The 21,145-nt window shown below is 66.1% G+C and carries 16 protein-coding genes and 1 pseudogene; 7 read left to right on the forward strand and 10 right to left on the reverse strand.

What is annotated here, in order from left to right; all coding sequences use genetic code 11:
• Positions 1-99: 99 nt before the first annotated feature.
• The 3 genes from QQL87_RS02210 to QQL87_RS02220 are packed head-to-tail and all read left to right on the forward strand — an operon-like array spanning position 100 to position 4,931.
• On the forward strand, positions 100-1,473 hold the full coding sequence (locus QQL87_RS02210; protein WP_284416017.1) for an MFS transporter: 1,374 nt from the start codon (positions 100-102) through the stop codon (positions 1,471-1,473).
• Between the two features lie 22 nt (positions 1,474-1,495).
• Positions 1,496-3,181: an FAD-dependent oxidoreductase gene (locus tag QQL87_RS02215; protein ID WP_284416016.1), complete on the forward strand. Its 1,686-nt coding sequence runs from the start codon at positions 1,496-1,498 to the stop codon at positions 3,179-3,181.
• A gap of 16 nt (positions 3,182-3,197) precedes the next feature.
• Positions 3,198-4,931, forward strand: coding sequence for a thiamine pyrophosphate-requiring protein (locus QQL87_RS02220; RefSeq protein ID WP_284416015.1), 1,734 nt, complete (start codon positions 3,198-3,200; stop codon positions 4,929-4,931).
• 83 nt (positions 4,932-5,014) lie between these two features.
• Here the strand turns inward: QQL87_RS02220 and hflX are convergent, their stop codons facing one another.
• From hflX to QQL87_RS02255, 7 genes and pseudogenes are all read right to left on the reverse strand, one after another.
• Positions 5,015-6,394: a GTPase HflX gene (gene hflX / locus QQL87_RS02225; RefSeq protein ID WP_284416014.1), complete on the reverse strand. Its 1,380-nt coding sequence runs from the start codon at positions 6,392-6,394 to the stop codon at positions 5,015-5,017.
• Positions 6,395-6,405: 11 nt separating this feature from the next.
• On the reverse strand, positions 6,406-6,654 hold the full coding sequence (hfq, locus tag QQL87_RS02230; RefSeq protein ID WP_006613906.1) for an RNA chaperone Hfq: 249 nt from the start codon (positions 6,652-6,654) through the stop codon (positions 6,406-6,408).
• Between the two features lie 285 nt (positions 6,655-6,939).
• Positions 6,940-8,310: a nitrogen assimilation response regulator NtrX gene (gene ntrX, locus QQL87_RS02235; RefSeq protein WP_284416013.1), complete on the reverse strand. Its 1,371-nt coding sequence runs from the start codon at positions 8,308-8,310 to the stop codon at positions 6,940-6,942.
• A gap of 17 nt (positions 8,311-8,327) precedes the next feature.
• Positions 8,328-10,670 (reverse strand): sensor histidine kinase NtrY-like, encoded by a 2,343-nt coding sequence (locus QQL87_RS02240; protein WP_284416012.1) that lies wholly within the window; start codon positions 10,668-10,670, stop codon positions 8,328-8,330.
• A 179-nt stretch (positions 10,671-10,849) separates the two neighbouring features.
• A pseudogene (locus QQL87_RS02245) lies at positions 10,850-11,080 on the reverse strand (helix-turn-helix domain-containing protein); the annotation flags it as partial.
• A 75-nt stretch (positions 11,081-11,155) separates the two neighbouring features.
• Entirely contained in the window at positions 11,156-11,875 is a 720-nt protein-coding gene (locus QQL87_RS02250) for an IclR family transcriptional regulator (RefSeq protein WP_284416011.1), read from the reverse strand.
• 92 nt (positions 11,876-11,967) lie between these two features.
• Positions 11,968-12,648 (reverse strand): RraA family protein, encoded by a 681-nt coding sequence (locus QQL87_RS02255; RefSeq protein WP_284416010.1) that lies wholly within the window; start codon positions 12,646-12,648, stop codon positions 11,968-11,970.
• Positions 12,649-12,881: 233 nt separating this feature from the next.
• On the opposite strand from QQL87_RS02255, the gene QQL87_RS02260 reads away from it, so the two are divergent.
• The 4 genes from QQL87_RS02260 to QQL87_RS02275 are packed head-to-tail and all read left to right on the forward strand — an operon-like array spanning position 12,882 to position 17,092.
• Complete coding sequence (locus QQL87_RS02260; RefSeq protein WP_284416009.1) at positions 12,882-13,862, forward strand: hydroxyacid dehydrogenase; 981 nt, start codon at positions 12,882-12,884, stop codon at positions 13,860-13,862.
• 32 nt (positions 13,863-13,894) lie between these two features.
• The gene (locus QQL87_RS02265) at positions 13,895-15,232 is read left to right on the forward strand and encodes an MFS transporter (RefSeq protein ID WP_284416008.1); all 1,338 of its coding nucleotides are present in this window, start codon (positions 13,895-13,897) and stop codon (positions 15,230-15,232) included.
• A 1-nt stretch (position 15,233) separates the two neighbouring features.
• A complete protein-coding gene (locus QQL87_RS02270; protein ID WP_284416007.1) occupies positions 15,234-16,175 on the forward strand; it encodes an amidohydrolase family protein in 942 nt (313 codons plus the stop codon).
• Positions 16,172-17,092 (forward strand): SMP-30/gluconolactonase/LRE family protein, encoded by a 921-nt coding sequence (locus tag QQL87_RS02275; protein ID WP_284416006.1) that lies wholly within the window; start codon positions 16,172-16,174, stop codon positions 17,090-17,092. The genes QQL87_RS02270 and QQL87_RS02275 overlap by 4 nt, the downstream gene beginning before the upstream one ends.
• Before the next feature lie 8 nt (positions 17,093-17,100).
• Here the strand turns inward: QQL87_RS02275 and QQL87_RS02280 are convergent, their stop codons facing one another.
• The 3 genes from QQL87_RS02280 to ntrC form a co-directional block, all read right to left on the reverse strand.
• Complete coding sequence (locus QQL87_RS02280) at positions 17,101-18,030, reverse strand: amidohydrolase family protein (protein WP_284416005.1); 930 nt, start codon at positions 18,028-18,030, stop codon at positions 17,101-17,103.
• Positions 18,027-19,346, reverse strand: coding sequence for an MFS transporter (locus QQL87_RS02285; protein ID WP_284416004.1), 1,320 nt, complete (start codon positions 19,344-19,346; stop codon positions 18,027-18,029). Before QQL87_RS02285 ends, QQL87_RS02280 begins: the two co-directional genes overlap by 4 nt.
• Before the next feature lie 353 nt (positions 19,347-19,699).
• Positions 19,700-21,142 carry a nitrogen regulation protein NR(I) gene (gene ntrC, locus QQL87_RS02290; RefSeq protein ID WP_006613895.1) on the reverse strand — a complete coding sequence of 481 codons (1,443 nt, stop codon included), beginning with the start codon at positions 21,140-21,142 and terminating at the stop codon, positions 19,700-19,702.
• Positions 21,143-21,145: the final 3 nt, after the last annotated feature.

Raw genomic sequence — 21,145 nt, forward strand, 5'->3', positions numbered from 1 at the left:
TTGGGGCTAATCGAAAGAGTCCGATCATGCAACATATTCGCAAAGAGCCGAAAGCCGCGCGCCGCGGCGAAACCGCCGCAACGAAATGGGGAGGGACATGTGACGCAAGGGATCAATCTCAATCGCTATGTCGATGAGCGGCCGCTGTCCGGTTTCCAGATCCGGGTGATCTGCCTGTGCGCGCTCGTGGTCGGGCTCGATGGGTTCGATGCGCAGGCGCTGGGCTTCGTCGCGCCCGCACTCAGCAAGGACCTGCATCTCGCGCCGGGCGCGCTGGGGCCGGTGTTTGGTGCATCCTTGTTCGGCGTCATGATCGGCTCGTTGGTGTTCGGTGCCCTCGCCGACTATCTCGGGCGCAAATGGCTGGTGGTCGCCGGCGTTCTCGTCTTTGCACTCGGATCGCTGGCGACGACCCAGGCGACAAGCGTATCCACCCTCGTCATCATTCGGTTTGTGACCGGCATCGGGCTCGGCGGCGTCCTGCCCAACACCATCGCCCTGACCGGCGAGTATTCGCCGCAGCGCCGCAGGACCCTGCTGATCATGCTGATGTTCATGACGGTGTCGCTGGGATCGGCGATCGGCGGAGCGGTGGCAGCCAAACTCATCACCGCCTATGGCTGGCAGGTCATCTTCCTGATCGGCGGCCTGCTTCCGCTCGTTCTGTGTCCGGTCCTGATCGTCTGGCTGCCGGAATCGCTGTCATTGCTGGCGCTCAAGAACAACAAGAGCGATCGCGTCCGCGCGCTGCTGATGCGCATCGATCCGTCCGACCGCCTTCCGGCCGATGCGCGCTTCACGATCGTCGAGGAGAGCGGCAAGGGCTTCCTGCTGCCGCAGCTGTTCACCAAGCGCCGTCTGGTGCCGACCCTGCTGCTGTGGGTCATGTTCTTCATGAACATGATGGACATCTATTTCCTCAACAGCTGGCTGCCGACGCTGACGCATGGGGTCGGGCTCGACGTCCAGGCGGCGATCGCCGTCGGTATCGCGTTCCAGCTCGGTGGAATGCTCGGCACCATCGGGCTCGGCCTGCTGATCGAACGATTCGGCTTCGATCGCGTGCTGTTCGTGACCTACGTCGCGGGCTTCCTCTCGATCGTCACCATCGGCGTCGCCGGCGCATCACTGCCGATCCTCGTGCCCGCCGTGTTCATTGCCGGCGTCGCTGTCATCGGCGGACAGATCGGCTGCAACGCCTATGCGGCGCGCATCTACCCGACCTACATCCGTGGCACCGGAATCGGCTGGGCCCTGGGCATCGGCCGCTTTGGCTCGATCCTCGGCGTCACCCTCGGCGGGTTGATGCTCGCCGCGCATTGGGACGTCGCGTCGCTGTTTCAGGCGAGCGCGGTGCCGCAGCTTTGTTCGGCGCTGGTGATCCTCGGACTCGCCGTCCTCGGCATGCGCGGCAGTCTTCCGACCTCCGACGACGCGCAACGCGGCGCGCTCTCGACACCCGAGCGGGCCTAGATCGAAAGCAAGAGAAGCTGACATGAAGACGATCCAAACCCAGGTCCTCATCGTGGGCGCCGGCCCCGTCGGCCTGACCGCCGCCATGGACCTTGCCTCGCGTGGCATCGACGTCGTCGTCGCCGAGATCAGGCGCGCCGGCGAGCCGCCGAACGTGAAGTGCAACCACGTGTCCGCGCGTTCGATGGAGGTGTTCCGCCGCCTCGGCATCGTCAGCCAGGTGCGAGAAGGTGGCCTGCCGGCCGACTTTCCGAACGACTGCGCCTATCGGACCGCGGTCGTCGGTCGCGAACTGACGCGCATCCCGATCCCGTCCCGCCAGGATCGCTACACGGCCTCGGGAGGACCTGACACCGATTGGCCGACGCCCGAGCCGCCGCATCGCATCAACCAGATCTATCTCGAGCCCATCCTGTTCGCCTGTGCGCAGGCGCAGCGCGAGATCAGAATCCTCAACCGGGTCGAGGTCGTTCATTTCGACCAGCACGACACCGGCGTGATCGCGCGGGCGCGCGATCTCGACGCCGGCGAGGACATCACCATTTCGGCCGACTATCTGATCGGCTGCGACGGCGGCCGCTCAGCGATCCGCAAGCTGATCGGCTCACGCCTCGGCGGCACCGATGTGGTACAGCGGGTGCAGTCGACCTACATCCACGCCCCCGCGCTCAAGGACCTGATCACCCAGAAGCCGGCGTGGATGACGATGTCGCTCAATCCGCGCCGCTGCGGCACCACTGTCGCCATTGACGGCCGCGACAACTGGCTGATCCACAACCACCTCGCGGCGGATGAGGTGGAGTTCGACAGCGTGGATCGCGATTGGGCGCTGCGCACCATCCTCGGCGTCGACGACCGTTTCCAGTACGAGATCATCAGCAAGGAAGACTGGATCGGCCGCCGCCTGGTGGCCGACCGTTTCCGGGATCGCCGCGCCTTCATCTGTGGCGATGCCGCCCATCTGTGGATTCCCTATGCGGGCTACGGCATGAATGCCGGGATCGCCGATGCGGTCGATCTGTGCTGGATGCTCGCCGGAGTCCTGCACGGCTGGGCCAGCCCTGCCCTGCTCGACGCCTATGAAGCGGAGCGGCAGCCGATCACCGAGCAGGTCTCGCACTTCGCGATGAACCATGCCCTCGCTGTGATGAGCCAGAGGCGCTCCGTGCCGGCCGAAGTGGAGATCGACGGCCCCGCCGGAGATGCGGCGCGGAGCAAGGTCGGCAAGGCGGCCTACGATCTCAACGTCCAGCAATATTGCTGCGCCGGCTTGAATTTCGGCTACTACTACGACCGCTCGCCGGCCATTGCCTACGACGGCGAAACGCCGCCGCCTTATGGCATGGGCCATTTCACGGCCTCGACGGTGCCCGGCGCGCGCGCGCCGCATGTCTGGCTGTCCGATGGACGCTCGCTGCTGGACGCGCTCGGCCCGGCCTACACGCTGGTGCGGTTCGATCCGGCCGTCGATGCCACGCCATTGGTCGACGCCGCAGCCCGGCACGGTGTTCCCCTAACGCTCGTCGACGTCGCGCGCGCAGCGTCCGGCTATGGCTTCGCTGACAGCCTGCTCGTGGTGCGACCGGACTCGCACATTGCCTGGCGCGGCGTGGCCGCACCGCACGAGCCCAACAACCTGTTCGATCGCCTGCGTGGACACGCAAATCAGCCCGAGGGCATGCGCCGTGACGATGCCGTCGTCGCCTGATCCGCGTCATCGCGCCATGACCCGCCACACCACCGCGCACTACTTCCTCGAGGCGCTCGTCGAGATCGGCGTCGACTATATCTTCGCCAATCTCGGCACCGATCATGTGTCGCTGATCGAGGAGCTTGCACGCTGGGACAGCGAAGGTCGACGGCGCCCCGAGGTGATCCTGTGTCCCCACGAGGTGGTCGCGGTGCACATGGCCATGGGCTATGCGATGATGACCGGCCGCGGCCAGGCCGTGCTGGTCCACGTCGATGCCGGCACGGCGAACGCCTGCATGGCCATTCAGAACGCCTTTCGCTACCGGCTGCCGGTGCTGCTGCTCGCGGGGCGGGCGCCGTTCGCCACGCACGGCGAGCTGCCTGGGGGACGTGATACCTACGTCCACTTCGTACAGGACAGTTTCGATCAGGGCAGCATCGTGCGTCCCTACGTCAAATGGGAATACACGCTGCCGTCGGGCGTCGTCGTCAAGGAGGCGCTGGCCCGCGCTGCCGCGTTCATGCACAGCGATCCGCCAGGCCCGGTCTCCATGATGCTGCCGCGCGAGACCCTCGCCGAGAGCTGGGACGAGGCGGCGATGCCGGCCTACCCGCCCGCACGCTATGGCAACGTCAAGGCGGGAGGCATCGAGCCGGAGCGCGTGCATGCGGTCGCGGACGTGCTCATGAAAGCGGAAAATCCGATCGCGCTGACGGCCTATCTCGGACGCAATGCCGAAGCCGTTTCGCTGCTGGAGCGGCTGGCGCTCGTCTGCGGAATCCGCGTCGCCGAGTTCAATCCGGTCACGATGAACATCTGCCAGGATTCGCCCTGCTTCGCCGGCTCCGACCCGGCGGCGCTGATCGCCGGTGCCGACCTCGGGCTGCTGATCGACATCGACGTGCCCTTCATTCCGCAGATGCTGAAGGCCGCCGATCGGCTGCGCTGGATCCAGATCGACATCGACGCCCTGAAGGCGGACATTCCGATGTGGGGATTTGCCACGGACCTGCGGATTCAGGGCGATTCAGCCGCCATTCTTCGCCAGGTCCTGGAGACCGTCGTCGCCCGCGGCGACGACACCTATCTGAGGAGAGTGCGAGACCGGATCGCGAGCTGGCAGCCGGCGCGCGAGGCAGCCCAGGCGAAACGGATATCTGCAGCCGCGCAGAAGGGGCGGACCGGCGCGATCAACCCGGCCTATGTGTTCGCGCGGCTGCAGGCGCATCTCGCGGAGGACGACATCGTCGTCAACGAGGCCGTCCGCAACGCTCCGGTCCTGCAGCAGCAGATTCGCCGCACCAGGCCGATGACCTATGTGGGCCTCGCGGGAGGCGGCCTCGGCTTCAGCGGCGGCATGGCGCTCGGGCTCAAGCTGGCCAATCCCTCGACCCGCGTGGTCCAGATCGTCGGCGACGGCGCCTATCACTTTGCCGCGCCGGATTCCGTCTACGCGGTATCCCAGCAATGCAGGCTGCCGATCCTGTCCGTGATCCTCGACAACAAGGGTTGGCAGGCCGTGAAAGCATCGGTGCAACGTGTCTATCCGGACGGTGTGGCGCAGCAGACCGATTCGTTCCTGTCCAGGCTCTGCACCGGACATCAGGGTGAGCAGCGGCGTCTGGCCGACATCGCCCGCGCATTCGGCGCCCATGGCGAACGGGTCGAGAACCCCGACGAACTCGATGCGGCGATCGAACGCTGTCTCGCGGCCCTCGAGACTGGGCGCGCCGCAGTGCTGCACGTCGACGTCACGCCATTATAGCCGTCTGGAGCCAACGCCAGATGAAGATGCGTGATCCGAACGGCGCAGGCTCACTTGCGTGGAAGCGCGGACGAACGGCTGGCTTACGCCACCCGCGGCACGCCGTGATAGCGCTCGACGACGATGTCGCGCTTGGTGGCGTCGACGCGCACGGTCATGTCGTAGTGGCCCTCGTGCAATTCCTTCGCGAGCACCTCGGCATTGCGGTGCAGCCAGGAAATGCCGGCGCCGTCGGCCGCATCGATCGTGAGGTCGAGCGTGGTCCGGGCCGCGGCGAGCCGGTCCTCGATCGCCTGCAGCAGCGGCGCGACGCCCTCCCCGGTCTCGGCCGAGACCAGGAAGCACGGCCGCTCCGGTGGCCGGCGTGCGGCGATGTTGGCGAGGTTCTCGCGCGCCGCCTCGTCGAGCCGGTCGATCTTGTTCCAGACCTCGATGATGGTGTCGGTCGCCTCGGGATCGATGCCGAGCTGACTGAGCACCAGCTCGACGTCGTGCTGCTGCGCTTCGGCATCCTCATGCGACATGTCGCGGACATGCAGGATCACATCCGCCTCCAGCACCTCCTCGAGCGTGGCGCGGAATGCCGCGACCAGCTGCGTCGGCAGGTTGGAGATGAAGCCGACGGTGTCCGACAGCATCGCCTTGCCGCCGTGCGGCAGGCCGATCGCACGCAACGTCGGATCGAGCGTGGCGAACAGCATATCGGCCGCCTGCACGTCGGCGCGGGTCAATCGATTGAACAGCGTCGACTTGCCCGCATTGGTGTAGCCGACCAGCGCCACCACGCGATACGGCACGCGCTGGCGGCCGGCGCGGTGCAGCCGGCGTGTCGCCTGAACCTTCTTCAGTTCGTTCTCGAGCCGGGTGATGCGGTCGCCGATCAGCCGGCGGTCGGCCTCGATCTGGGTCTCGCCCGGGCCGCCCATGAAGCCGAAGCCGCCGCGCTGGCGCTCGAGATGGGTCCACGACCGCACCAGTCGGCTGCGTTGATAGTTGAGATGCGCGAGCTCGACCTGCAGCGCGCCCTCCTTGGTCTTGGCGCGGCGGCCGAAGATCTCGAGGATCAGGCCGGTGCGGTCGAGCACCTTGGTGTTCCAGGCCTTCTCGAGGTTGCGCTGCTGGATCGGCGACAGCGCGCAGTCCATCACGACCAGCTCGGCGCCCTGGCTGGCGATCACGCCGGCGATCTCGTCGACCTTGCCTTTGCCGAGATAGGTCGCCGGGCGGATCTGCCCGATCAAAGCGAGGATGACCTCCGCGACCGTCAGGTTGATGGCGCGCGCAAGCCCTGCGGCCTCGTCGATCCGCGCCTCGACATCACGCATCTCGGAATGGCTCGCCGATGCGCCGTCGTCACCACGACGTGTCCGCAAATACGGGCCGACCACGATGACTCGGCCCGTTGTCTTGACGTCATCCGGCCTGGCGAGGCCGATGGTCCCTTCGCGATCGCGGGGTTCCAATCAGATCACTCTCACGCAGACGCGTCCTCGCCGCCCTCGAACAGCTGGATCGGGGCACCCGGCATGATGGTGGAGATCGCATGCTTGTAGACGAGCTGCGAGTGACCATCGCGCCGGAGCAACAGGCAGAAATTGTCGAACCATGTGACAATCCCCTGCAGTTTTACGCCGTTGACCAGGAAGATCGTGAGCGGCGTCTTGGTTTTGCGGACGTGGTTGAGAAAGGTGTCTTGTAGGTTTTGTGCGCGGTCGGCCGCCATTGTTGTTATCTCGCAGTCTTGTGCTTTTTCTTATTGAACTTTCGGCGACCCGATTGCAGCCCTCGGAAGTGCAGGTCTCGGAATCGTCGTGGTGGCCCATGATCCATTGAGATCCCCCTCGAGGGACCACGGGATGCCGGATTAGAAGACAGGCGAGCATATTAGGCAAGCCGATTACATGGACCCCGGTTCCAAAAGGACCCGATTCGTCCGTAAATATCCGGGGCCGGACGAATTTTCCAACGCATTTTCGCCCAACCCGGCAAACTTTGCCGGGTTGGCAGCTCAGCCCACTCCGAGCGCCTTCAGCTTGCGATGCAGGGCCGACCGTTCCATCCCGACGAACTCGGCGGTGCGCGAGATGTTGCCGGAGAAGCGGCTGATCTGCGCAATCAGATAATCGCGCTCGAACACCTCGCGCGCCTCGCGCAGCGGCAGCCCCATGATGTGCTCGCCATTGTTGCTGGTGGGCATCGCCGGCACCATCGATCCGACGTCGGGCGGCAGCATGTCGGCCGTGATGATCACCTCCGGGCCGCCGGCCGCGAGAATCATCACGCGCTCGACATTGTTGCGCAGCTGGCGGACGTTGCCGGGCCAGACATGCGATTGCAGCACCGCCATCGCGTCCTGCCCGATCTGCCGCTTCGGCAGGCCGGTCGTGACCGAGATCTGGTCCATGAAATAGTCGATCAGCTCGGGAATGTCCTCGCGGCGCTCGGACAGCGGCGGAACCCGGATCGGAACCACGGAGAGGCGGTGGTAGAGATCCTCGCGGAAGCGGCCGGCTGCGATCTCCTCCTCCAGGTTGCGCGCCGTGGAGGAGATGATGCGCACATCAACGTGCACTTTGGTGGTGCCGCCGGCGCGCTGGAACGTCTGATCGACCAGCACGCGCAGAATCTTGTTCTGGGTCTCGCGCGGCATGTCGGCGATCTCGTCGACGAACAGCGTGCCGCCATGGGCCTCTTCGAGCGCGCCGGTCTTGCGCGCCTGCTCGCCGTTCGACTGCTCGATGCCGAACAGCTCCTCCTCCATCCGCTCCGGCGTGATCGCAGCGGCATTGATGACGACGAACGGACCATCGGCACGCGGAGACTGGATGTGCAGGGTGCGGGCGGCGAGCTCCTTGCCGGAGCCGGGAGGGCCAACGATCAGGATGCGGCTGTTGGCCTTGGCGGCGCGCTCGATGGTCTGGCGCAGCTGGTTCATCGACGGGGAGCGGCCGGTCATGTTGCTCGCGGTCGGCGCCAGCTGCTTGAGCTCGCGCACCTCGCGCTTCAGCCGCGAGTTCTCCAGCGCACGCGTCGCCACCAGGATCAGCCGGTCCGACTTGAACGGCTTCTCGATGAAGTCATAGGCGCCGCGCTTGATGGCGGCGACCGCAGTTTCGATGTTGCCGTGGCCGGAGATCATCACGACAGGCAGATCGGGATGATCCTTCTTGATCTGCTCCAGCAGCTGCAGGCCGTCGAGCTTGGAGCCCTGCAGCCAGATGTCGAGAAACACCAGGTTCGGTCGACGGCCGGCGATCTCGGCCAGCGCCGAATCGCTGTCACGAGCCGTTCGAGTCGTGAAGCCCTCGTCGTCCAGGATGCCGGCTACCAGCTCCCGGATATCGGCTTCGTCGTCGACAATCAGAATATCACTCGCCATGGATCACGCCTGTCTCGTCAGCTGCCGGTTGCGGCTTGGATTTTTGGTTCATCGTTGGTCGCTTGAACCGGGCTTGCGGTTTCGCCGCCCGCCTCGGTCTTCTGCGCATCGCCCGTCGCGACCGCCTGTTCTTTGCCCCCAGGCTTTGCGGCCTGGCCGGACACTGCGAACCGCAGCCGCATCCAGGCGCCGCGCTGGCCGTCGCGGAAATCGGAGGCGTCCTTCAGCTCGAGCTTGCCGCCATGGTCCTCCAGGACGCGGCCGACGATCGCAAGACCGAGACCGGTGCCCTTCGCGCGCGTCGTGACATAAGGCTCGAGCAGTCGCTGCCGCGCCACCTTCGGCAGGCCGATGCCGTTGTCGATCACGTCGATCAGAACGTCGTCGCCCTCGCGCGAGGCCACGACGTCGATGCGGCCCTTGCCGAGCTCCTCCTCCGGCACCACCTCGATCGCCTCGGTGGCGTTCTTGATGATGTTGGTCAGCGCCTGCGAGATCAGCCGGCGGTCGAACTGCGCGCGCAGCGGGTCCTGCTTGATGTCGGTTTCGATGTCGATCTCGGGATGCGCGACCTTCATCAGGAACACGGCCTGCCGTACCGCATCGGCAACGTCCTCGCCCTCCATCACCGGCTTCGGCATGCGCGCGAAGCGCGAGAACTCGTCGACCATTCGCCTGATGTCATCGACCTGCCGCACGATCGTATCGGTACATTGCTCAAATATGGCCTTGTCCTCGGTGATGACCTTGCCGAATTTGCGGCGAATCCGTTCCGCGGAAAGTTGAATCGGCGTCAGCGGATTCTTGATCTCGTGGGCGATGCGGCGCGCGACGTCGCCCCAGGCCGAGGTGCGCTGCGCGGAGACGAGCTCGGTGATGTCGTCGAGCGTGATGATGTAGCTGTCGCTGGCCTGGTTGGTCTGCTCGGCGGTGACGCGCACCGACAGATTGCGCTCATGGCCGTCGCGCTGGATCGTGATCTGTCCCTGCACCAGCCGCTGCTTGCCCTCGCGCGCCGTCTTCATCATGTCGTCGAGCTCGGGCAGCACGTCCGACAGCGGATGATCGAGCACCTCCTGCTCGGCGTGACCGATCAGCTTCTCGGCGGAGCGGTTGAGAATGCCGACGCTGCCGGACGCATCGACGCCGATGATGCCGGCCGACGCCGACGACAGCACCGCCTCGATGAAGCGGCGCCGGCTGTCGATCAATTCGCTGGCGCTGACGAGCTCGTCGCGCTGCGTCCGCAGCTCCTGCGTCATCTTGTTGAAGGTCTGGCCGAGCTGGGCGAGATCGCCTTCCGAGCGGTGCTCGGGAACCCGGACGTTGAGGTCGCCCGTGGCCACCGTATGCGCGGCGTTCATCAGCTGCCGGATCGGCGACACCAGCCAGTTGGCGAAGTTCAGGCCGATCAGCACCGAGGCCATCAGGATGGTCAGCGCGATCACCGCGAACATCAGCGCGAAGGCGACCTGGATGCCGTAGCGCCGCGACTCGACCTGGGCATATTCGGCGACCGAGGTCTCGGTCTGCTTGAGCTGCGCGATCACGCGCGGGTCGAGCAGCCGGGCGACGTAGAGGAAGGTGTCGTTGAAGGCGCGCAGCCGGATCACGGCCGCGACATAGTTGGCGTCGGGGAACACCGCGATCTGCGGCTCGGTCTCGTTGACGTTGCTGAGGAAGTCGGCCGGCGGCGTCTGGAAGGTCTGCTGGATGCCGGTCTCGGCGGTCTCCAGCACGGTCCGATCCTTGTCGATCAGCATCGCGCCCGGAAGGTTGCGCGAGGCGGCGCTGGCGGTGAGCAGCTCGCGGAACGTGCCGCGATCCTGGTCGTAGAGCGGCCGCGCATGGGCGATATCGTTGGCCATGCCGAGGATGTCGCCGCGGATCAGCTGGGCGTGCTCATAGGTGTAGGCGCGCGCCACCGTCAGCGAGTTCTGGATCGCCTCCTTGGCGGGGCCCGAGAACAGCCGGTCGAGGCCGCGGTCGATGGTGACGTTGGCGACCAGCGACACCAGCACCGCCGGCAGCACCGCGATGACCGAGAACAGGCTGACGATCTGGACGTGCAGGCGCGCCGCGGCCCTGCCGCGCCGCCGCGCCTGGACCATCTGCCAGACCTCGCGGATGATGATCCCGACCAGGATCAGGATCATGCCGGCATCGATCAGCAGGAAGGTGTTGACCACCTCGGGCGTCGGCTCGATCGGGCTCAGGCCCACCAGCACGAAGAAGGTGAGGCATGCCGACAGCAGCGCGAACCCGACCGCCACCGGCGCCAGCCAGGTGCGCCAGGTCCAGCGCCGGCCGTCGGCAGACGATTGTTCGAAGGGGGTGGCCGAGGCCTCTGCGCTGGTCATTCCGGCAATGGGTGTGATGTGAACGCGGCACGTCCGGGGGAATCGGACTGATGCATTCCTACCACGCTGTTGCCAAATTGCGACTAATCCGCGGCGCGGGAGCGCGTCGCGGATATGTCTCGAATATTTCTCATCTATGGCGGCCCGGGCCACCCAATTGAGGTATTATATAACCCCTATCAGCCGCCGCTGCGGTAAACCTGGATCTCGAGGTCGCGGATCTTCTTGCGCAGCGTATTGCGATTGAGACCGAGCAGATCGGCAGCGCGGATCTGGTTGCCCCGCGTCGCCGCCAGCGCGGCGGTCAGCAGCGGGATCTCGATCTCCTTGAGGATGCGGTGATACAGGCCCGGCGGCGGTACGCCGTCCGGAAATCCCTGGAAATGCGACGAGAGGTATAATTTCACCGCGTCGTTGGTTGATTGCTTGGGCAGCAGTGCTGGAGCGAACTGGGCCAAGCCCGCGTGTCGCCCAGTTCGGTCGTCCTATCCCCCGCACGCCGTGGTCAAGTCGACGCCGGCCGTCTTCAGCAGCGGACGGATGTCGTCTGCACGCGCCGCGGTCAACCGCGTGACCGGACCGGACAAGGCGAGAGCGCCGAGCAACGCACCGCCCGGCCCGAATACGGGGGTCGCAAGCGCCGCGGAATGGGGATCCGTCACGCCGCTCGTGAAAATCGGTGGATCGATCTCCGCCGCCGTCCGGCCGCGGTCGAAGTGTCGAAGCACCTGGGCGATGGCCGATTTGTCCATCGGGCGCAGATCGCCGGGCTGAACATGCATCCGGATCTGGTTTGCGCTTTCGACCCGGAACAGGCACAGACGCTGATCGCCCCGGCGCGTGTAGAACGAGGCGGTTTCGCCCGTCGAACGCGCCAGCTGCTCCAGCACGGGGGTGACATGATCGGCAAGACCGAAGGCGTGCTGATAGCAGGCCGCAAGGCGCATCACCTCGGCATCGAGCCGATAGCCGCCGTCGTCAACGCGCCGGATCAAACCGAAGCTTTCCAACGACAGCGCCATGCGCATCACCGTCGTCTTGATCAGCCCGGTGCGCCTGGTCAACTCGGCAAGACTCACCTCGCCGTCGCCGCGTTGAAAGGCCGTCAATACGCTCAATGCGCGGTCCACCGCAGAGACGCCCTTCAGGCCCGATGATGTCTTGGGCTTTGCGGTGTTGCTGCGGGTGCTCGATTTCTTCGCCACGTCCTGATTCCCGAACCGGCCGCCGATCGGACGGCCGTTTCAGGACGGTATACACATCCCCGATGCGAAGTTCACGCGATCCGAACAGTGGCTCAGCCCATATGTTCGACGCCGCGCTTCTTCAGCTCCTCGTCGACCCATGAACGGTCGTTGCGACCGGCCGCGATCGCCGCAAGCTGCGTCGTCTCGGCATCGTGCTTCTTCTTCGCCGCGGCGAACACCGCCTCGGCGTCGGCGATCGGAACGCAGACGAGACCATCATCGTCGCCGAGCATGAGGTCGCCCGGATGGATCACCATGCCGTCGATCGCGATCGCGACGTTGATCTCGCCGGGGCCGTCCTTGTAGGGGCCGCGATGGGTGACGCCCGCGGCGAAGATCGGAAACCTGCCGGCGCGGATCGCAGCGGCGTCGCGGACGGAGCCGTTGATGACGACACCGCCAAGGCCGCGGCGCTCGGCGTGCGCGATCATCATCTCGCCGATCAGGGCATTGGAAAGATCACCGCCGGCATCGACCACGACGATATCGCCCGGCTCCGCCATGTCGAGCGCCTTGTGGAGCATCAGATTGTCGCCAGGGCGCGATTTCACCGTGATCGCCGGTCCCGCCAGCACGCCGCCGCCGTGCATCGGTCGCAACCGCGGACCTGCTGCGTTCATTCGCGACATGCTGTCGCTCACATTCGCGACCGGGAGCGCCCGATAGCGCTCGACCAGGGCGGTCGAAACCTTCTGTTTCGGATTCGGATAGATGCGGAAACCGACGGTCATGGCGTGCTCCTCATGCGATCGTCCCTGCGGCTCTGCCGATCGGCGGTTGACAAATTGAGCCGTCGCGGCGATATGTACAAAAAATGCAACGCCGTTTCAATTTTAAAATGCGGCGCGGGAAACGGTCAGCATCTCGTCAAGGAGCGGGTCTGCGGCGACAATGCCGCAGTTCGGCTGTGCCGCCGTCGCGCGCCGGTCAGTGGGCGTTGCCGCCACGAAGCAGAGGCAGCAACATGCGGTACAAACTTCTCATCACCGGGCCGGCGCTCACCGCGGAGGCGGCTGCCATCGCCGCCCGGCGCGGTGCGTCGCTGGTCGACAACCCGCATTATGCGAGCCCTCGGGAGCTGGCCGAGATCGCAGCCCGCGAGCAGCCCGACGGCATCATCGTCCGGCAGGGCATGATCGATGATCAGGTGATCGGCGCCTCGGCGAAGCTGAAGGCGATCGCCAAGCACGGGGTCGGCTATGACAACATCGACGTCGAGGCCGCCGACCGCCGCGGCATTCCCGTGTTCGTCGCCCGCGGCGCCAATTCACAGTCCGTCGCCGAGCTCGCTTTCGCCCTGATGTTCGCAGTGGCGCGGGAGATCCCGCATCTCGATGCGCGCATCAAGACCGGTCATTGGGACAAGGCGACGACGAAGGGGGCGCAGCTGTTCGGCCGCAGCCTTGGGGTCATCGGCTTCGGCGAGATCGGCCGCATTCTGGTCGGCCTGGTTCAACCGCTAAACATGCAGGTGCGCATCTTCGATCCCTACATGCCTGCGGATGCCCACGTCACGGGCGCCGTGCGAGCCGGCAGCCTCGACGAGATCCTGACGGCAAGCGACGTGATCAGCCTGCACTGCCCGTTGACACCGCAGACCCGCAACATGATCGGCCGCGACCAGCTCGCCCGCATGCGCCGCAACGCAATCCTGATCAACACCGCGCGCGGCGGGTTGATCGACGAGGCTGCCTTGTTCAAGGCGCTGCGCGACGGCGTCATCGCCGGCGCCGGCCTGGATTCCTTTGCCGAGGAGCCCGCCAGACCCGACCTTCCGCTGCTGACCTTGCCGAACGCCGTGGTGACTCCGCATGCCGGCGCCAGCACGCAGGAAGCCCGCGACGCGATGGGCGTGATCGCAGTCAACCACGTCATGGACGTACTGGAAGGCAAGACATTCGACCGGCGAGCGATCGTGAACAAGAAGCAGCTCAGCATCGCCTGAGCAACGCCGATAAACAAACTTGGGAGGATAAGATGGCTCAAGCTGCAGCGGCGCCGAGTGCGCTCGAACGGATCACCATGCGCCGCGTATCGTGGCGCATCATGCCATTCATCATGATCTGCTATTTGTTCGCGATACTCGATCGCGGCAATGTCGGCATGGCATCGCTGCAGATGGTGCAGGACTTGGGGATGTCGAAGGCGGTGTTCGGCTTCGGCGCCAGCCTGTTCTTCTTCTCCTATTTTCTAATGGAAGTGCCGAGCAACCTCGCCCTGCAGCGCTTTGGCGCCCGGCGCTGGATCGCGCGCATCATGATCACCTGGGGATTCATCTCGGCCGGTATGGCGTTCGTGCAAGGCCAGAACTCGTTCTACGTCATGCGCTTCATTCTCGGCGCCGCGGAGGCGGGTTTCTTTCCCGGCGTGCTGCTTTATCTGACCTATTGGCTGCCTGCGAACTATCGCGGCCGCCTTATCGCGCTGTTCGGCATCTCGATCCCGGCCGCGACCTTCATCGGCTCTCCGCTCGGTGGCCTGCTGCTGGGTCTCGACGGCATGCTCGGCCTGCGTGGCTGGCAATGGCTGTTCATCGTCGAGGGCGTGCCGTCGGTGCTGCTCGGCCTGATCTGCCTGGCGATTCTTACTGACCGCCCCGAGGACGCGCGCTGGCTGCGCGACGACGAGCGGACCTGGCTGTGCGCGGAGCTCAACCGCGAGAAGGCCGGGCGCCCGTCGGCGGCGACTAAGACGGGCTGGGGGTCGTTCCTGGCGCTGTTGCGTAACCCCATCGTCTGGGCCATGGCCCTCGCCTGCTCCGGCGCCTCGGCCGCCGGATCGGTGCTCGGCGTCTGGCAGCCGCAATTCCTCAAATCGTTCGGTCTCACCAACCTGGAGACCGGTTTGATCAACTCGATTCCTTACGGAGTGGCCTGCGTGCTGATGGTGCTGTGGGGCCGTCACTCGGACAAGACCCGGGAACGCCGCTGGCATACCGCGCTGACGCTGCTACTGATCTCGTTCGGCTTCCTTGGTGTCTTCGTCATTCACTCCCTGATCGGAACTGTGATCCTGCTCAGCCTGGTGCTGGTCGGTGCCTACGCATTCAAGGGCCCGTTCTGGGCGCTGTCGTCAGGCTGGCTCGGCGCCGGATCGGTGGCAGCGGGACTTGCGATGATCAATGCGGTGTCGAACCTGATCGGCGGCGGCCTCATGGTGAACATCTATGGCAGCGTGCTCGACGCGACGGGCAATTACGGCTTGGCGCTGCTGCCGATCGCGATCGTGACGATGATTGGCGCCGGACTGGTTCTCGTCATCAGCCGGTCGCGCAACGCCGAGCCGACAATTCTGGCTGCCGCGAAGGAGGCCTGACATGGAGCGATCCGCTCACCTCTCGCGGCGAAGCCTGCTGCTCGGTACTGCCGCGCTCGCCGCCCTGCCCCGCCTGGGCAAAAGCCAGACCGCGGCCCCCGTGCGATGGTCGGCGGGGACCGCGCCGCCTGCGAGGAAGGCTCCGCCGCGCGCGACCGACTGCCATTTTCATACCTATGACGCCGGTTACCCCACGGCGCCGGGCGCTGCGCTCACACCGCCGGATGCGTCGCCGGACGACTACAAGGCCCTGCAACGCCGGCTCGGCACCACGCGCGGCGTGCTCGTCACGCCGTCGACCTATGGCACCGACAACAGCCTGCAGCTGGCGTCGATGACGGCGCTGGGAGCCGACAATTTCAGGATGGTCGCCGTCTTCGCCGAAGACGTTTCGGACTCCGAACTGAAGCGCCTCGACTCGCTCGGCGCCCGCGGTGTGCGCTTCAACCTGCCATTCCCCGGCCCGCTGACGATGGCTTCGCTCGAGACGCTGTCGCCGCGGCTTGCGGCGCTCGGCTGGCATTGCGAGATCAACATGCGGCCGCAACAGCTCGAGGCCGCCCAGGACCTGCTGAAGCGCCTGCCGTCGCGCATCGTGATCGATCATCTGGGGGCGTTGCCTGCCGACGGCCTCAACAGCACGTCCTATGCGATCATTCGCCGGCTGCTCGACAAGGGCAACACCTGGGTCAAGCTGTCGGGCGCCTATCTCAACAGCCGGCCGCCTTACGCCGAGAGTGCCGGGATCACCGCGGCCTATGTCCGCGCGGCTCCGGAGCGCATGCTATGGGGCAGTGACTGGCCGCATCCGACACGGAAGGCCGACGACAAGCCTGACGATGCCGAACTGTTCGACCTGATGGCGAATGCGATGCCGGATCAGGCAACGCTGCAACGGGTCCTGGTCGACTCGCCTGCAGAGCTCTATGGATTTGCGCCATGAGTTGGTTTGCGCCGCCCCGCCGCATCGAAACCCGGATCTTCACCCGGCTGCCGGATCGGTTCCGCAAGGCCCAGCGCAGCGCCTGGGCTGATGCCAACCAGGGCGGCCGCGCCATCGACAGCTTTCTCGAAGGCCCATCTTTTGACCGCCAGGGCCGGCTCTACGTCACCGATATTCCGTTCGGCCGCGTCTTCAGCATTGATCCTGATGGCGCATGGTCGCTGATCACCGAGTACGACGGCTGGCCCAATGGCCTCAAGATCCATGCCGACGGCCGCATCTTCATCACCGACTACAAGCGCGGCCTGATGCTGCTCGATCCCGAAAGTGGCCAGGTGACGCCGTTCCTGGAGACCGCTGCGACCGAAAGCTTCAAGGGCGTCAACGATCTGGTGTTCGGACGCTCCGGCACGCTGTATTTCACCGACCAGGGCCAGACCGGCATGCAGGACCCGACCGGCCGTGTCTGGCGGCTCGGCACCGACGGTCGCCTGAGCTGTCTCGTGAGTACGATCCCGAGCCCGAACGGCATCGTGGTCGATTCCGACGAGACATTCCTGCTTGTTGCGGTCACCCGCGCCAATCAGGTCTGGCGTGTTCCATTGCCGCCGAGCGGCCTCACCACCAAGGTCGGCGTCTTCGTGAATCTGCACGGCGGTCCCGGTGGGCCCGACGGCCTCGCGCTCGACCGCGACGGCAATCTGCTGATCTGCCACACCGGCTTCGGGTCGGTCTGGCGGGTATCGCCGGTCGCCGAGCCGCTCGACCGCATCGTCTCGTGCGCCGGCGTCGGCACCACCAACCTCGCCTTTGGCGGCGCCGACAATCGCAGCCTCTTCATCACCGAGAGCCGGACCGGCTCCATCCTGCAGGCCGAATTGGAGACGCCCGGTCTGCCGATGTTTTCGCACGCCTGACGCAAGCGTCAGGCGAAGCCGAACAGCTGCGCCGGATTGCCGACCAGGATCTTCTCGCGGATCGCGGCATCCGGGGCCCAGCTGGACAGGAGATCGAACAGGACGGCGTCGTCCGGCTTCTCCTTTTCGGTCGGATGTGGCCAGTCGCTGCCCCAGATCACCCGGTCCGGCGCGGCCTGCACGCAGGCGCGCGCCACCGCGCTCGTGTCCGGGTAGTCCGGCGGACCGATCTTGGTGTCGGCATAGGGCTCCGACAGCTTGATCCAGCCTCGTCCCGTGTCGGCGAGACGCAGCATCGCCTGCGCGCCAGGATGGGCCAAGCCGACCGGCTGCGGAATGCGTCCGAGATGATCGAACACGACCGGCACCGGCAGCCCGGCCAGCACGGCCTCGTGCTGCGCGATCTGGTCGCCGGACATCAGCACCTGGACATGCCAGCCGAGCGGGGCGATGCGCTTGGCGGTCTGCTCCAGCCGCTCGGCCGTCGTGACGCCCCATGCTTGCGGGGTCAGGAAATTGACGCGGACCCCGCGCACGCCGCGCTGATCCATTCGCTTCAACTCGGTGTCATCGGTGTTTTCGTCGATGACGACAATGCCGCGCGCCTCTGCGCCGAACTGGTCGAGCGCATCCAGCAGGCATCTGTTGTCGACGCCATAGGTCGACGGCTGCACGATCACGTGCCGCGTGACGCCGAGCCGCTTCTGCAGCAGCCGATAGTCGGCGGCGGTCGCGCCATCCGGCCGGCCGCCGCGCCAGTGCGGCGAGACCGGGAAGCGCGCATCGTAGATGTGATGGTGACCGTCGCAGGCATTCGCCGGCGCGTTCAGCTTGGGCGGCTCCGAACCGGCCGAATTCGGCACGGCGTCAGCGGCCGCGGTCCGGGCGCCCGTCAAAACGACGGCGCCGGCCGCCAACAGGCTGCGGCGGGTGATCATGCGGCTTCCTTCGATGCGCTTGTGTCGCGGGCCGGATCGCCGAGCACGAACATGACGGCGGTGCCGGCCAGCAGGATCACGGATAGGACATACAGCGGCGTCGAGAAGCTCTTCGTCGCCTCCCTGAGATAGCCGATCATGTACGGGCCGACGAAGCCGCCGAGATTTCCGATCGAGACGATCAAGGCGAGCCCGGCCGCGGCCGCGCGTCCCGTCAGGAAGCCGGACGGGATCGCCCAATAGGTCGCCTGAAACGACAGGATGCCGACCACGGTGACCGTCAGCGCCAGCATCGCCGGCAGCGGCGCCGTCAAGCTCGCGCTGACCGACAACGCGACGCCTGCGGTCGCCAGCGCGCCGCAGACGAACCACAGGCGATGCCGGGCGCGGTTGGCGAGGCGCGCCCACAGCAGCATGCAGACCGCGCCCAGCGCGTAAGGCGCCGCGGAGATGAAGCCGACCGCGACATAGCTGACGCCGAAGCCGCGCACGATCTGCGGCAGCCACAGGCCGACGCCGAGCGAGCCGCAGATGCCGCAGAAATTGACCAGCGCCAGCACGAACACCTTCGGATTGGCGAAGGCATCGCGCAACGTGTTGCCGTGACGGGCGGCCAACGTCGCCTGCTCCGCCGCCAGTTGCACATCGAGCTCGCGCCGCTCGTCGGCATCGAGCCATGTGGCCTCGCCCGGACGATCCGACAATACGAACAGGCAGGCGATACCCAGCAGCACGGCCGGCAAGCCCTCGATGATCAGCAGCCACTGCCATCCGGCAAGGCCGCCGAAACCGTCCATCGTCAGCAGCGCGCCCGAGATCGGCGAGCCGATCATGTTGGCGACGGGAATGCCGACCAGGAAGGCGGCCGTCGCGCGGCCGCGCCAGACGCCGGGAAACCAGTAGGTGAAATAGAGGTACACGCCGGGCGTGAAGCCAGCCTCGGCCATGCCGAGCAGGAGGCGCATCGCGGAGAAACTCACCGGGCCGGCGACGAGGCAGGTGAGCGTGGACAGCAGGCCCCAGGTGATCATGATGCGCGCGATCCACAGCCGAGCGCCGACGCGCTGCATCATCAGATTGCTGGGGATCTCGCAGAGAAAGTAGCCAAGGAAGAACAGACCTGCGCCCCAGCCGAATTGTGACGGCGTCAGGCCGAGGTCGCGGTTCATCTGCAGGCCGGCGAAGCCGACATTGATGCGGTCGAGATAGCTGACGACGTAACAGACGAAGATGAAGGGGATGATGCGCCGCATCACCTTGCGCATCGTCGGCGTGATGTCGAATGCCGGCGCCGCGCGCGCAGCCACGCTGTCCATTCCGTTCCTCCGCGGTGCCTTGTTGGGCCGTCTTCCGGCCGAGCTTGGCGGCACAATAAAAGCGGAAAAGACAAAATGCAACGATGTTTCATTTTCAAGCTGCGCAAGTTGCTGTCTCGCACAGCAAGTCACGGCAAAGCGCCGCCCCGCTGCGGCGAGTCGGTGCGTGCGTGGGCGATGATGAGCGAGTGAATATCTGCGGGGCTATCGCCAAGCCGTCACGCGAACACGTCGCGCTGGACTGTGCGTGGGGCCATCTTCTCGAACGATCGGACGCTTGTGCCGGTCGCGGATGCTGCGCATGCGCCGCGGGCGGACTCCCCCGACGTGGTCGGGGGAGCTTCTCCCGGGGGCTAACCGCCGCTGCGGTAAACCTGGATGTCGAGGTCGCGGATCTTCTTGCGCAGCGTATTGCGATTGAGACCGAGCAGATCGGCGGCGCGGATCTGGTTGCCACGCGTCGCCGCCAGCGCGGCGGTCAGCAGTGGGATCTCGATCTCCTTGAGAATGCGGTGATACAGGCCCGGCGGCGGTACGCCGTTCGGAAATCCCTGGAAATGCGACGAGAGGTATGCCTCGACCGCACCGCCGAGATTGTCGATCGAGGTGGGCGCGTTGGAGCCGGTGGTCACCGCCGGCGGGGCCAGCTCGCCGTCGATCACCGAGGCGGTGATGACGTCCTGCGGATACAGCGCGGCGAGGCGCCTTGCGAGGTTCTCCAGCTCGCGGACGTTGCCCGGCCAGCGGTGCTGCTTGAGCCGCTCCAGCGCCGCCGCATCGAGCTTCTTCGGCGGCAGGCCGTCCTTCTCGGCGAGCGCGAAGAAGTGCCGGACCAGGTCCGGCAGGTCCTCGATGCGCTCGCGCAACGGCGGCAGCCGCAGCGGCACGACGTTGAGGCGGAAGAACAGATCTTCCCGGAAAAGCCCCTGCTGGATCAGGATGCGCAGGTCCTTGTTGGAGGCCGCGACGATGCGCACGTCGGTCTTGATCGGGGTGCGGCCGCCGACGGTGGTGTACTCGCCCTGCTGCAGCACGCGCAACAGCCGCGTCTGCGCCTCCATCGGCATGTCGCCGATCTCGTCCAGGAACAGGGTGCCGCCCTCGGCCTGCTCGAAGCGGCCGGAGGCGCGCGTGTTGGCACCGGTGAAGGCGCCGCGCTCGTGGCCGAACAATTCCGATTCGATCAGGTCGCGCGGGATCGCGGCCATGTTGACCGCGACGAACGGGCCGTTCCGGCGCTTGCCGTAATCGTGCAGCGCGCGCGCCACCAGCTCCTTGCCGGTGCCGCTCTCGCCGGAGATCATCACCGTGAGATCGGTCTGCATCAGCCGCGCCAGCACGCGGTAGATGTCCTGCATCGCCGGCGAGCGGCCGACCAGCGGGATCGATTCGAACTCGCTGTCGTCGGGCTGGCTCGCCGCCCGCTCCTTCGGCTCGGCCAAGGCGCGGCCGACGATCGCGATCAGCTCCTTCAGGTCGAACGGCTTCGGCAGGTACTCATAGGCGCCGCGCTCCGACGCCTTGATGGCGGTCATGAACGTGTTCTGCGCGCTCATCACGATGACCGGCAGGTTCGGCCGCATCTTCTTGATGCGCGGCAACAGGTCGAATGCATTCTCATCGGGCATCACCACGTCGGTGATGACGAGATCGCCCTCGCCCTGGCTCACCCAGCGCCACAGGGTGGCGGCGTTGCCGGTCAGCCGCACCTCGTAGCCAGCGCGTGACAGCGCCTGGTTCAGGACCGTGCGGATGGCCGTATCGTCGTCGGCAACGAGAATGCTACCTGCAGGCATAAG

It is taken from the genome of Bradyrhizobium sp. SSBR45G (genome assembly GCF_030159255.1).
In the GTDB taxonomy this organism is placed as follows: Bacteria; Pseudomonadota; Alphaproteobacteria; order Rhizobiales; family Xanthobacteraceae; genus Bradyrhizobium.